At 40.9% G+C, this 14,975-nt stretch carries 5 protein-coding genes; all 5 read left to right on the top strand.

Features of this window, described 5'->3' with window-relative positions; all coding sequences use genetic code 11:
* Positions 1 to 428: 428 nt before the first annotated feature.
* The 5 genes from ACESOD_RS03180 to ACESOD_RS03160 all read left to right on the top strand — a co-directional run bounded on the left by ACESOD_RS03180 (position 429) and on the right by ACESOD_RS03160 (position 14,871).
* Positions 429 to 992 carry a TIGR01440 family protein gene (locus ACESOD_RS03180; protein WP_049526246.1) on the top strand — a complete coding sequence of 188 codons (564 nt, stop codon included), beginning with the start codon at positions 429 to 431 and terminating at the stop codon, positions 990 to 992.
* 1 nt (position 993) lies between these two features.
* Complete coding sequence (locus tag ACESOD_RS03175; RefSeq protein ID WP_444861157.1) at positions 994 to 7,203, top strand: ZmpA/ZmpB/ZmpC family metallo-endopeptidase; 6,210 nt, start codon at positions 994 to 996, stop codon at positions 7,201 to 7,203.
* A 158-nt stretch (positions 7,204 to 7,361) separates the two neighbouring features.
* Positions 7,362 to 7,922: a redoxin family protein gene (locus ACESOD_RS03170; protein WP_373093956.1), complete on the top strand. Its 561-nt coding sequence runs from the start codon at positions 7,362 to 7,364 to the stop codon at positions 7,920 to 7,922.
* Between the two features lie 9 nt (positions 7,923 to 7,931).
* On the top strand, positions 7,932 to 9,047 hold the full coding sequence (msrB, locus tag ACESOD_RS03165; protein ID WP_373093955.1) for a peptide-methionine (R)-S-oxide reductase MsrB: 1,116 nt from the start codon (positions 7,932 to 7,934) through the stop codon (positions 9,045 to 9,047).
* Positions 9,048 to 9,390: 343 nt separating this feature from the next.
* Positions 9,391 to 14,871 (top strand): SIALI-17 repeat-containing surface protein, encoded by a 5,481-nt coding sequence (locus ACESOD_RS03160; RefSeq protein WP_373093953.1) that lies wholly within the window; start codon positions 9,391 to 9,393, stop codon positions 14,869 to 14,871.
* The last annotated feature ends 104 nt before the right edge of the window (positions 14,872 to 14,975 follow it).

Raw genomic sequence — 14,975 nt, 5'->3', positions numbered from 1 at the left:
AAAAAACAGACATATTATAATTTAAGGATAAAATTAAAGTTTTAGCATAATTTCATGAAAATTTTCTGAATCATCATCTGAAGCTACAAGTATGAAAAAGTACCTAAAAAATAAGCAAAGTAGTAGCTTTAATAGAAGAAATGGGGTAGAATGGTAGAAGTTGCTTTTCGGTAGTTTATAATCGAATTGACTGACAAATCTTTTAGGTGTAAATGTTGTTACATCAACGATTTTACTAAACTATTATATTTTTTTTGTTTTCAAAGTATAATTTTATCTTATATTTGAAACTAGATGAATTTGAATCAGTTTTTAAAAAGAGACCTCATATAGTTTTTGAATCCTAGCAAATGGTATTCCTATGCCTTCTAATCTTGCTAAAATTGATGAAAAACGATATGATAGAATGAAAAAAAGCGAGGTGAAAAATGGACCAAAGACGGATTCAAACAGAAACACAGCAGATACTTGAAGATGTATTAGACAAGGCTTCTTTACAGGAGGGAGCATTATTTGTCTTGGGTTTGTCTTCGAGTGAAGTGCTGGGAGGACACATCGGAAAAGATTCGAGTCAGGAAATCGGTGAACTTATTGTCAAGACTATGTTGGAACTGTTGACGGCTAAGGGAATTCACCTGGCTGTTCAAGGTTGTGAACATGTCAATCGGGCTTTAGTTGTTGAACGAGAAGTAGCTATAAAACATCAGTTGGAGATTGTGAGTGTACTCCCGACCTTACATGCAGGAGGTTCTGGTCAGTTGGCCGCCTTCCGCTATATGAAGGATCCTGTGGAGGTCGAATTTATCAGGGCAGATGCTGGTCTAGACATTGGTGATACAGCTATCGGTATGCATATCAAACATGTTCAGGTACCCATTCGACCAGTCTTAAGAGAGATTGGTCAGGCTCATGTGACAGCACTTGCTAGTCGACCAAAACTCATTGGAGGGGCGCGTGCTCAATATCCAATAGATCATATTAGGAAGATATAAATTGAATACTAGAAAAATGCAGTTTGAGAGAGTCATTAAATACTCTATTCGGAAGTTCTCGGTTGGTGTCGGTTCTGCGGTTATCGGGACATTTCTTTTGGGGGCAAATAACTTTTTAGTTGAAACTGTTTCAGCTAACGAAGTGGCAACACCCAACCAAGTTCATTACCGTTATTTGGCTGAACAAGAATTGACAGAAGCAGAAAAAGCTTTGATCCATCACGAACTCCCTTCGGATTTAAAACAAGATGATGTTGTCTATCTTGTTTACAGAAAGAAGGAAGTGAATTCTCAACAATTACCGAACACTGGAAGCAAGGAGTTAGCACTGGCAACTCTTGGATTTGCAACAGCGTCTATGGTTGTTGTGGTGATGTCTAAAAAACACCGCAATAAAATGCTTGGCCTTCTCTTAATTGGAGCTCTAGGTGGTAGTTACTTTATCCCTCAGTCAGCTCAAGCCTTTGAGAATAAAATCTTAGTGTCCTACAATCAAACGATTGCAGCAAGTAGTCAAGAGGACTTGGCAAAAGGTGTCATTCAAATCGAAGGATACGAATACGTCGGTTACTTTAAAGCATCTGACTTCCAAGACCAACCGGAGCAAATGATGACTGCTAAGGGAACTCAAGAAGCAGGCCACGAAGGTGAATCTTTGATTCAACCAGAATCCCCAGCTTATACAGGCAAGATTACAGCCAAAGGAACCCAAGAAGAGGGTCACGAAGGGGAATCCTTAGTTCAACCAGAATCTCCAGCTTATACAGGCGAGATTAGTGCCAAAGGCACCCAAGAAGCAGGCCACGAAGGTGAATCTTTGGTTCAACCAGAATCCCCAGCTTACACAGGTGAGATTAGTGCCAAAGGCACGCAAGAAGCAGGCCACGAAGGCGAATCCTTAGTTCAACCAGAATCTCCAGCTTATACAGGCGAGATTAGTGCCAAAGGCACACAAGAAGCAGGCCACGAAGGTGAATCTTTGGTTCAACCAGAATCCCCAGCTTACACAGATGAGATTAGTGCCAAAGGCACCCAAGAAGAGGGTCACCAAGGTAAGTCTCTAGTTCAACCAGAATTGCCAGCCTACACCGGCGAGCTTACAGCCAAAGGTACTCAAGAAGAAGGCCACGAAGGCGAATCCTTAGTTCAACCAGAATTGCCAGCCTACACCGGTGAGCTTACAGCCAAAGGCACCCAAGAAGAGGGTCACGAAGGCGAATCCCTGGTTCAACCAGAATTGCCAGCCTACACCGGTGATCTTACAGCTAAAGGCACCCAAGAAGAGGGTCACCAAGGTGAATCTCTAGTTCAACCAGAATCCCCAGCTTACACCGGTGAGATTAGTGCCAAAGGCACGCAAGAAGAAGGCCATGAAGGCGAATCCCTGGTTCAACCAGAGTTGCCAGCCTACACCGGTGAGATTAGTGCTAAAGGCACCCAAGAATCAGGTCACGAAGGTGAGTCTTTGGTTCAGCCAGAGTTGCCAGCCTACACCGGCGAGATTAGTGCCAAAGGAACCCAAGAAGAGGGTCATGAAGGCGAATCTTTGGTTCAACCAGAATCCCCAGCTTATACCGGCGAGATTAGTGCCAAAGGAACCCAAGAAGCAGGTCACGAAGGTGAATCCCTAGTTCAGCCAGAATTACTAGAGTATACAGTAGCTGAAACAACTATCACGGAAACTGAAACTGTAGAAGTTCCATATACAAAGGAGTATGTGGCTGATGATACTCGTTACACTGATGAAGAAACAGTGATTCAAAACGGTCAAGCAGGAAGTCAGCTAATTCACCGCGTTTATAAAACTGTTAATGGTCAAAAAGTTGGGGACCCAATCAGCACGAGTACAGAAACTGTTAAGGCGCCAGTAAACGAAAAAATTAGTCGTGGTACCAAGGCTATTGAAGGTCAAGTTGAAGAAGTTTCGTTTGAAGAAATTCCTTTCGAGACAAGAACAGAAGTAGACAGCACTCTTCCGAAGGGAACAGAAGTTGTTGCTCAAGCTGGTCAAAACGGTAAGAAAAAGATTACCAAAGTCTATAAGACTCTTAAAGGAGTGAAAACTGCAGATGCTCCAACGATTTCAGAGGAAGTTGTTGAAGCAGTTCAAGATCGTATCATCAAAAAAGGTGATCAAATCTTGACTGAGCCAACGTTGACCCTCACTCATATAGATAAAGAAGAATTAGAGCGTAGCGCCAAGGTTCGTTACCAATTGGTCAAACCAACAGGTGTAACCATTAAATCTCTTGAAGTTGTTTTGAAAGATAGTGATACTAGCCTTCAAACAGTCAACATGTCTGAGGGAGACCTGACTGCAAATCTTACAGACTTGAAATACTACAAGGACTACAAGATTGCGACTAAGATGGTTTACGATCGTGGAAATGGGAATGAAGAAGTAGTTCTCACGGAAGAACCACTAAGACTCGATCTCAAAAAAGTCGAAGTTAAAAACATTAAGGAAACAAGCCTTATCAGTGTTGATGACCAAGGTGTAGAAACTGATAATAGTCTCTTGTCAGCAAAACCATCAGATGTTAAACCTTATTACTTGAAAGTGACAACTCATGATAACAAGGTGACAAAACTTGCTGTTGATAAGATTGAAGAAGTCACAGTTGATGGTAAAGCATTGTTCAAAGTCACTGCTAAAGCACCAGACCTAGTCCAACGTAACGCAGATAATCAGTTTACAGAGGAATATGTCCATTACTTTGCTAAACCAAAAGCCCATGAAGGTGATGTTTACTACGATTTCAATGACCTTGTAAAAGCAATGCAGGCCAATCCTACTGGTACCTTTAAACTTGGTAGCAGTATGAATGCAAGTAACGTGCAACCAGCTGGCAAGTCTTATGTAACCAATGCCTTCAAGGGAACATTGGAAAGTACAGAAGGTAATAAATTTGCCATCTATAACATTACGAGACCATTGTTTGGTAACATTGAAGGTGGTACTGTCAAGAATCTCTTGCTTGAAAATGTCAACATTGACATGCCAGGATTTGATCGAGTAGCACCAATCGCAAATGTTATCAAAAATAATGCGACTGTCGAAAATGTTAAAGTAACAGGTAATGTTATCGGGGGCAACGATGTAGCTGGTATTATCAATAAAATTGATGGTAGTGGTAAGGTAAGTAATGTTGCCTTTATCGGTAAGATTCACGCTGCTGGAAACAAAGGTTGGTACTTAGCAGGTGTTCTAGGCGAAAACTGGAAAGGTATCGTAGAAAAAGCCTACGTTGATGCTGAAATTACAGGTAATAAGGCAAAAGCTGCAGGATTAGTTTATTCTTCTCAAAATGGTGGAGATAACAATACACTAGGAAGAGAAGGTGTCCTCAGAAATTCAGTTGCTAAAGGTTCGATCGAGCTGAAAGAAGCTGTTCAATCTGGTGGCTTGCTGGGTACCAACTGGGCCTTGGGTGCTATTGAAGACAACATCACCATGATGAAAGTCAAAACAGGTGAGATGGTCTTTGGTCACTCTGATATTGACGCCGATGATTACTTCACGTATTCAAGAACAAAACGTAACTTTAGTGTTGAGGGAGTAAGTGAGGGTAATAAATCTTATAAGAATTCTCGTAAGATTCCTAGCATCTCACAAGAAGAAGCTGACAAGAAGATTGAAGCAATGGGAATCACTGCTGATAAATTTGAAAGCACCAAACCTGTTGAAGACAAACTCAATAACATTGTCAACAAAGCTGATCAATACAAAACAATCGATGGCTACGACTCATCTCGTGAACTTGCCTATCGTAATATCGAAAAATTGCAACCATTCTACAATAAAGAGTGGATTGTTAACCAAGGAAACAAATTGGCTGCAGGAAGTCCTCTCTTGACCAAGGAAGTCTTATCTGTTACTGCTATGAAGGGCAATACCTTTGTGACAGAATTAGCTGATGCTGACCATATTATGGTTCATTATGGTGATAAGACTAAAGACATCTTTACTGTTGCGCTGAAAGAATCTAAGGTTAAACAAGTGAAAGAGTACAGCATTGCTGAACTTGGAGAAGTTGTTTACACTCCGAACATGGTTGACAAAGACCGTAGTGATCTCATCAATGCTATCGTTGAAAAATTAAGCCCAGTAGAATTGCAATCAGATCCTATCTACACACACCTAGGTAGAACAGGACCAAATAAAGTCAACGCTATAAAAGATCTTTACCTAGAAGAAAGCTTCAAAGAAGTCAAGGATAATCTGACTAAATTTGTGAAACAGTTGCTTGAAAATGAAGATCATCAATTAAACACAGATGAAGCTGCTAAACGTGCCTTGATCAAGAAGATTGATGACAATAAGGCTGCTGTTCTTCTTGGTTTGTCTTACCTCAATCGTTACTACGGAGTTAAGTTTGATAACTTCAATATCAAGCAACTCATGTTGTTCAAACCAGACTTCTATGGTAAAAATGTCAATGTGTTAGACTTCTTGATTAAGATTGGTTCTAAAGAAAATAACATTAAAGGTGATAGAACTTTAGAAGCTTATCGCGAAACTATCGGTGGAGTTATCGGTATAGGCGAGTTAAACAGTTTCTTAGACTATAATATGCGTCTATTCACAAATGATACAAACTTGAACGATTGGTTTATCAAAGCTACCAAAGACAATGTTTATATCGTTGAACCAGCAACAACAACTCCTGAGTTTGCGGATAAGAAACACAGAGCCTATGAAGGATTAAACAACGATATGCACGGTAAGATGATCTTGCCACTCTTGAACTTAAAAGATGCTCATATGTTCTTGATTTCAACTTACAATACAATGGCTTATAGTTCATTTGAGAAATATGGTAAGTATACTGAAGCAGAACGTAATGCTTTCAAAGCTGAAATTGATAAGGTTGCAAAAGGGCAGCAGAATTATCTAGACTTCTGGTCACGTCTAGCAACTGACAAGGTTCGTAATCAACTCTTGAAGAGCAACAACATGGTTCCAACACCTGTTTTAGATAACCAAAACTATAAAGATATTAGTACTGATAAATACGGTCACACTAATAGTGGTAAAGATGTTGCTCCTATTCGTGAATTATACGGACCTACAGGACGTTACCATGCAACAGACTGGCGTATGGGAGCGGTAGCTCGTGTTTATGCCAATCCATATAAAGATGACTCTGTCTTCTTTATGGTGACAGACATGATTAGTGATTTTGGAGTTTCTGCCTTTACTCACGAAACGACTCACGTCAATGACCGAATGGTTTATCTAGGCGGCTCAAGACACCGTGAAGGAACAGATCTTGAAGCATTTGCACAAGGAATGTTGCAAACTCCATCCGTATCAAATCCAAACGGTGAATATAAAGCCCTAGGTCTTAACATGGCTTATGAACGTCCAAATGATGGAAATCAATGGTATAACACCAATCCAAATGATCTGAAATCACGTGACGAAATTGATCGTTACATGAAGGGCTACAACGACACTCTTATGCTTCTGGATTATCTGGAAGGAGAGGCTGTTCTCGATAAGGCAAATCAAGATTTGAATAATGCTTGGTTCAAGAAGGTTGATAAGCAATACCGAGGAAATAACACCAAGAACCAATTCGATAAGGTTAGACCTTTAAGTGATGAGGAAAAAGCTATTCCTTTACGCACAGTAGATGACTTAGTAACCAATAACTTTATGACCAACCGTGGTCCAGGTAACAGAGTTTATAATCCTACTGACTTTGATTCTGCTTATGTGAACGTTCCAATGATGTCTGGTATCTATGGTGGAAATACCAGTGAAGGTGCTCCTGGAGCGATGTCATTTAAACATAATACTTTCAGAATCTGGGGTTACTATGGCTACGAAAAAGGCTTCTTAAACTATGCATCTAATATGCTAAAAGCTGAATCTAAGAAAGCTGGTAAAGAGACTCTAGGTGATGACTTCATCATTAACAAGATTTCTGAAGGAAAATTCAACAATCTTGAAGATTGGAAGAAAGCTTATTTCAAAGAAGTTGTGACAAGTGCCAAAAATGGAATTCAATCTATTGAAATTGATGGTAAAACATACAATAGCTATGAAGACTTGAAACGCGCATTTGCTGAAGCAGTTGATAAAGATAAGGCTACTCTAAGTAACGGATCTGTTAAATTTGACAATACTGTTGCTTTGAAAGAAAAAGTCTTCAAGAAACTTCTTCAACAAACAGATAGCTTTAAAACTTCTATCTTTAAATAATCCAAAGCTCCCATCTGCTTAGCAGGTGGGAGTTTTTGGGTTTCCAAGAGTTTTAAGAATTTTCCAAACAGATTCCAAGTATTTTTAGCAAGGTAAGTATATAATAGAACTATAAAGTGAATATCTATATTCATATAACAAAAAAGAAGGTGATGAAGATGAAAACATGGCAAGCAACTGTATTGGTCTGCACTAGTTTTTTTTGTCTATCAGCTTGTAAAAATCAGACAACAAGCGAGGCTGATAAACAAAATGGAGACAAACAAGCGCAAGTTAGCTCTCAGGTAGCAAAAAACGGAGAAGCAGTTACAGACTTTGAACTCACGGGAGTTGATGGGAAAACCTATCATCTATCTGATTATAAGGGTAAAAAGGTCTATCTCAAATTTTGGGCATCTTGGTGCTCTATTTGTCTAGCCAGCCTCCCTGATACCGATGAGCTGGCTAAAGAAGAAAGCGATGACTATGTTGTTTTGACAGTCGTTTCTCCTGGTCAAAAAGGCGAGCAAGCAGAAGAAGGCTTCAAGAAATGGTATCAGGGCTTGGACTATAAAGATTTACCAGTATTGTTAGACCCTTCGGGACAACTTTTAGCGAGTTACGGAGTTCGTTCTTATCCGACTCAGGCTTTTATTGATAAAGAAGGTAAACTAGTTAAGACCCAGCCAGGCTTTATGGACAAGGATACTATTTTACAGATGCTAAAAAACATAGATTAGAGGCTCATCATGAATGATAAATTTAAAATAATTGTATTCATAGGAATCATCATTTGCATTATTATTGGACTTTTGTTTCTTTTGGAAAAAAGAAGCTCTATCAACACTGATACCTCTCAAATTGAGAAGGCAGCTGTTAGCCAAGGTCAAGGTGTTAAGAAAAAAACGGAGCCAGATAAAGATGCCGACCTACATGAAATCTATCTAGCTGGAGGTTGTTTCTGGGGAGTTGAAGAGTATTTTTCAAGAGTAGCAGGTGTGACAGATGCTGTTTCTGGCTATGCTAATGGGAGAGGAGAAACAACCCAGTATGAATTGATCGGCCAAACCGGGCATGCTGAGACTGTTCATGTGACCTACGATGCCAATCAAATTTCTCTAAAAGAAATCTTGCTCCATTATTTCCGTATTATCAATCCAATCAGTAAGAATAAGCAGGGAAATGATGTGGGGACTCAGTACAGAACAGGAGTCTACTATAAGGACGAGCATGATCTAGAAGTCATCAATCAAGTCTTTGATCAAGTTGCTAAGAAGTATGACCAACCTCTAGCGGTTGAAAAGGAAGCCTTAAGTAATTTTATCGTGGCTGAGGACTATCACCAAGATTATCTCCAGAAAAATCCTAATGGATATTGCCATATCAATGTCAATCAAGCAGCCTATCCTGTTATTGATGCGAGTAAATATCCAAAACCGAGTGACGATGAATTGAAAAAACTCCTATCTCCAGAGGAGTATGCAGTGACTCAAAACAGTCAAACAGAACGCGCCTTTTCAAATCGTTACTGGGATAAATTTGAAGCAGGTATTTATGTAGATGTAGCAACTGGAGAACCTCTCTTTTCTTCGAAAGATAAATTTGAATCGGGTTGTGGTTGGCCTAGCTTTACCCAGCCTATCAGTCCAGATGTTGCGACCTACAAGGAAGACAAGTCCTACAATATGGTCAGAACTGAAGTCAGAAGCCGAACCGGGAATTCTCACCTAGGACATGTTTTTACAGACGGACCTAAGGACAAGGGAGGGCTACGCTATTGTATCAATAGTCTATCCATCCGTTTTATTCCTAAGGATCAAATGGAAGAGAAGGGTTACGGTTATTTGTTGGATTATGTTGAGTGATCTTGAGATTATTAAAAAGTGTTTACTAGAAATACATTCTAATTCATAAGAAGTGTAGAATTTGGATTTTAGAAGCGGTTGGGTAATTTAATCGAATGTGTTGGCATTACTCCTGAAAATTTTTGATTTTGAAAACAAGTAAGGCGAAGGCCATCCGTTTTTCAATGATTGAAACTATCTACTAATAACTGGGTCTCTAACCAGGTGATATATTGGAGTATGTGCCATACTAAAAATGTGGATTTATCTCGGAAATATTTTGTAAAAAAATCAACAAAATATTATAATAAGATTATGAAAACGGAACAAAGGAGATGTCTTTAAGGACAAGAACAAAGCTGATATGGAAGATAGAAAAAAGCTACAAAAATTTGCCATTCGCAAACTGAGCATGGGAGTGGGCTCGGTATTGATTGGACTTGCCTTCATTGGAGGAACACTTGAACCCAAACTGGTTCAGGCAGATGAAACCAAGCAAGTTTCCTTTCACTATTTAGTAGAATCGGAGTTGACAGCTGCTGAACGTGAACTCATTCACCATGAATTACCACAAGATCTGAGCCAAGAGAGCTATTATCTAGTTTATCGCAAGCAGGGACAATCCGTCTTACCTCAAACAGGATCTGTCACCTTCCCCTTGGCTGGTCTTGGTCTTTTAACTGCTAGTTTGGTGGTTTTCCTATTTTCTAAGAAAAAACCTTCAAAGATAGTTGGAGTGTTATTGATTGCTTCGCTAGGTAAGAGCTTATTGCTCCCTTATCAAGTGTTTGCTTTTGAACACAAGGACTTACTAGCTTATGATCAGACTAAAACCCTTGTTTCTGCTGATGGTTTAACTCAAGGAATTATTGACATTAAAGGCTATGACTATGTTGGTTATTTATTAGAGTCGGATTTAAGAGGAAGAGGCCAAGATCTAACATCTAATGCAAGCCCAGAAATTCCTGTAAAACCAGTAAATCAAGCTGCCGTTCATGAAATTTCCGAATTTACAGGTGGCGTATCAGGCGAATCCTTGGTTGAGCCAACAAAACCAACATTTGAGGGTGGCGTCAATGGCCTAGGAGCAGTAGCTGAAGCCTTGCCAGAGTATACACCAGACTTGAGCAGTCAAAGTGGCGTCCCAGAAGTCCACGCCAAACCCGACTTCACAAGCGGCGTATCAGGCGAATCCTTGGTTGAGCCAACAAAACCATCATTTGAGGGTGGCGTCAATGGCCAAGGTGTAGTAACTGAAACCTTACCAGAGTATACACCAGAATTTAGCAGTCAAAGTGGCATCCCAGAAGTCCATGACAAAGCAGACTTTACTGGCGGCGTATCGGGCGAATCTTTGGTTGAGCCAACAAAACCAACATTTGAAGGTGGCGTCAATGGCCCAGGTACGGTAGCTGAAGCCATACCAGAGTATACACCAGAATTTAGCAGTCAAAGTGGCATCCCAGAAGTCCATGACAAAGCAGACTTTACAGGTGGCGTATCAGGTGAATCCTTGGTTGAGCCACCTAAACCAACATTTGAGGGTGGTGTTAATGGCCCAGGAGCAGTAGCTGAAAGCTTACCAGAGTATACACCAGAATTTAGCAGTCAAAGTGGCCTTCCAGAAGTCCACGAGAAACCTGCCTTTACAGGCGGTGTATCAGGCGAATCCTTGGTTGAGCCACCTAAACCAACATTTGAAGGTGGTGTTAATGGCCCGGGTACAGTAGCTGAAAGCTTACCAGAGTACACACCAGAATTTAGCAGTCAAAGTGGCATCCCAGAAATCCATGACACACCAGACTTTACAGGTGGCGTATCAGGCGAATCCTTAGTTGAGCCGTCTAAACCAATATTTGAAGGAGGCGTCAATGGCCAAGGAACAGTAGCTGAAACCTTACCAGATTATGAAGGAGGCGCAGTCCCAGTTGATACTCTGAAACAGGAACATACTGAGTTCACAGGCAGTGTATCCGGCGACTCCTTGGTTGAGTCGTCAAAACCAGCATTTGAAGGTGGAGTCAATGGCCTAGGTACAGTAGCTGAAGCTTTGCCTGAGTATAAACAAGAATTTAGCAGTCAAAGTGGCATCCCAGAAGTTCATGATAAACCAGACTTTACAGGTGGCGTATCAGGCGAATCCTTAGTCGAGCTACCTAAACCATCATTTGAAGGTAGTGTTAATGACCAAGGTGTAATAGCTGAAAGCTTACCAGAGTATGAAGGTGGTGCAGTTCCCGTTGATACTCTGAAACAGGAAATCCCTGAGTTTACAGGAGGTGTATCGGGTGAGTCCTTGGTTGAACCATCAAAACCAACATTTGAAGGTGGAGCCAATGGTCCAGGTACAGTAGTTGAAGTCTTACCAGATTATGAAGGTGGTGCAGTTCCCGTTGATACTTTGAAACAGGAAATCCCTAGCTATAGAGGTGGTGTGAATGCTACTGAAGCGCTGATTCAGGATACAAACCCGACTTTACATATTGAAGTCAGAAAAGAGTTGATTCCTAAACAAACTAGGGAAAAGATTGATCCAGAAATGCTGGTCGGTGAAACAAGAATCGAGCAAGTCGGTCAAGATGGTGAGAAAGAGATTGTTACCAGCTATGAGGAAAAAGATGGGAAACGTATTTCAGAGCCGAAAGAAACAACACGGATTTTAAGAGAAGCTAAAGATCAGGTTATCATCCGTGGCAGTAAGGAAAAAGAAGAAATTAAACCTGAACCTGTCCTAACTCTTTCAACTATTACTGGAAATTCGATGGGCCGTTCAGCTCGCTTAAGTTATAACTTGGAGAAGGCAGATGGCGTTACCGTCTCAAAAATTAGTGCCACTATCAAAGCCAAGGGGTTAGAGGATCAGACTCTTGATTTAACGAGTGAACAGCTGGAAGCAACAGTTGACAATCTAAAACTCTACACGGATTACACCGTATCTACAAAGATGGTCTTTAATCGTGGTAAGGGTGAGGAGAGCGCTCTGCTTGAGGAACAAAATCTCCGTTTAGAGCTTAAAAAGCTAGAAATAAAAGACGTCAAGGAAACAAGTCTTATCAAGGTTGACAATGGCAGAGAGACTGAGATTCAACAATTGGCGGAAGCACCAAGGAATTTGGAAAACTACTATCTCAAGGTTAGTTCTAAAGATCATAAGACTAGCCGTTTAGCCATCAAGTCTATTCAAACTGAGAGAATTAATGGAAAAGACTATTACAAGGTGACTGCTGAGGCAACTGACTTGATTCAACGTAATGCTCAGAAAACCTTTGAAGAAGGCTACAGTTACTACTTGGCTAAGTCAAGTGCTGATTCTCCTACGATTTCTGGTGTAAAAGAATACGCTTATCAGGATATCCAAGATTATGATAGTCGCCATGATCAAGCCTATCGAAACCTTGAAAAATTGCAACCTTTCTACAATAAAGAATGGATCGTTAATCAAGGAAACAAGCTGGATCTTGATCACAATCTAGCCAAGAAAAGGGTAGTCTCTGTTATTGCTATGAAGGGGCAAGACTTTGTGACAGACCTGTCAGTGGCAGACCATATCATGGTTCATTATGCAGACCAGACCAAGGATGTATTTGCAATCACCTCACAAAATTCTGGCTTGACTGCCATCAAGGAATACAAGATTGCCGACTTGGATGTGCTGTATACTCCAGATATGCTGGTTAAGGACCGTTCAGCCCTAGCCAAAGAGCTAACATCTATCCTGAAAACAGTGGACTTACAGTCTGATGGGGTTTATCGCATTCTAGATGATCAAACCACTAGCCTTGATAAGAAGGTTGAGGCCGTGCAGAATTGGTATCTAGAAGAAAGCTTTGCAGAAGTCAAAGCGCAGCTGGGAACTCTGGTTGATAAGTTACTCACCAATCTAGACTACCAGTGGAATGATTCACCTGCTAGCATGGCTTCCTTGAAGCAAAAAGTTCAGGATCATCAGTCAGCTATCATGCTGGGACTTGCTTATCTCAATCGCTATTACGGTATCCGATTTGCCGATTACAATCTGAAAGAACTCATGCTCTTTAAACCAGATTTTTATGGCCAAAATGTGGATATTTTGGATCGGTTGATTGAACTCGGTTCAAGAGAAAGTAACCTAAAAGGCGACCAGACTCATGAAACCTTTGCAAGAGTTCTAGCCAAAGATACAAAATCTGAAGATTTACATGCCTTCTTAGACTACAACAGACAGTTGTTGACGACTGACAAGGATATGAATGACTGGTTTGTGAATGCCACTAAGGGCCATGTGTACATAGTAGAGCGAGCTTCGAAGAATCAAGAAATTGCAAATCGGAAGCATCGGGCTTATGACAATCTTAATAACTGGTTGCATCGCAATATGATTCTGCCTTTGTTGAATGTGAAGAAGGCACAGATGTTCCTGATTTCCAACTACAATACCATTACTTTTGGATCAGCTGATAAATCTGGCAAAACCATAGACCAGATGAAAGCTGACATTGACCTAGTAGCGGACCGTCAGTTGACTTACTTGGACTTTTGGTATCGACTTGCCGCTGATGATGTCAAAGACCGTATGGTTAAGAGTGACTTTAATGTAGCTACACCAGTTTGGGAAGGCTATCGCGTTGATGGACGTGGCTGGGTAGAGCGTTATGGACATACAAGTGGTATGGCAGACTACGCACCGATTCGTGAAGTATTTGGACCAGCAGGTCGCTACTATAAGGACAATAAGCTAGGAGCCTATGCCTCTATCTATCCTAAGATCAATGCCAGAGATGCTGTTCACTTTGTAGAAATAGATATGATGAGTGAGTATGGTTTGTCTGTCTACACCCATGAGACAACTCACGTCAACGATCGTATTGTCTATCTGGGTGGCTACAAACATCGTGAAGGAACCTATGTAGAAGCCTATGCTCAGGGTATGCTCCAGTCACCGGCTGAGGAAGGCCATCAGGGTGAATATGGCGCTCTCGGGCTCAACATGGCATACATGCGACCAAATGATGGGGACCAATGGTACAATCCTGATCCGACCAAGTTGCAAACACGCCAGCAGATTGACCACTACATGAAAGGTTATAATGAGGCTTTGATGCTTCTAGATTATCTGGAAGGAGAACGAGTTCTCGCTAAGAATGATCTGGCTTTGAAGAAGGCTTGGTTCAGCAAGATGACCAAGCAAATGCGCTATCAGGACCAGGATAATAAACTCCTTGCTCCTAACCAGTGGGACTATGTCCGTCCATTGACGGATGAGGAAGCCAAGACTCAGCTAAATTCTGTAGATGACCTAATCAAACATAACATCATCACCAATAGGCATTATCAGGGAACTTACCGACCAGAAGAACTCAAGACAGCTTATGTCAATGTCAAGATGGTGGACGCTATCTATGGTGGTAATACAAGTCAGGGAGCTCCAGGAGCCATCTCCTTCAAGCATAATGCTTTCCGTATGTGGGGGTATTATGGTTACGAAAATGGTTTCCTAGGCTATGCTTCTAATAAATACAAGGATGAGGCACTTAGCGAAGGGCATGACACCCTTGGGGATGATTTCATTATCCAGAAGGTTTCGAAAGGCAAGTTCCAGAACTTGGAAGAATGGAAGAAGGCCTGGTTTGACGCTATTATTGCTAAGGCAAAACGAGGAATCCATAGTTTTGAAATTGATGGTCAGCAAATTGATTCTTACGAGAAGTTGCAAGATTTGTTTGACCAAGCAGTAGAAACAGATTACCGAGACTTTAAGTATGGAGGCTCAGTTGCCAACTATACAGTAGCTCTGAAGAAAAAAGTCTTCCAGAAACTATTGCAGGTCACAGATGCCTTTTCATCCGAACTCTTTCCCAAAGGATAGATAAAAGTAGGTGTGATAAAAGAGACTACTATTTTCAGATTGTTTTAGGAAGTGACATCTACTTTAACATTCTCAAAGAATAAAATTGCCAGATTTCCTGTTGG

Origin of the sequence: Streptococcus oralis, from assembly GCF_964238205.1 — a bacterium.
Classification (GTDB): domain Bacteria; phylum Bacillota; class Bacilli; order Lactobacillales; family Streptococcaceae; genus Streptococcus; species Streptococcus oralis_CZ.
The sequence above is the reverse complement of the archived record's forward strand: the minus strand, read 5'-3'. Positions and strand labels throughout refer to the sequence as shown.

Bases quoted from the DNA above. Each gene is read 5' to 3' on its own strand.
- ACESOD_RS03170 (WP_373093956.1), top strand. From the start codon at position 7,362: ATGAAAACATGGCAAGCAACTGTATTGGTCTGCACTAGTTTTTTTTGT.
- msrB (WP_373093955.1), top strand. From the start codon at position 7,932: ATGAATGATAAATTTAAAATAATTGTATTCATAGGAATCATCATTTGC.
- ACESOD_RS03180 (WP_049526246.1), top strand. From the start codon at position 429: ATGGACCAAAGACGGATTCAAACAGAAACACAGCAGATACTTGAAGAT.
- ACESOD_RS03160 (WP_373093953.1), top strand. From the start codon at position 9,391: ATGGAAGATAGAAAAAAGCTACAAAAATTTGCCATTCGCAAACTGAGC.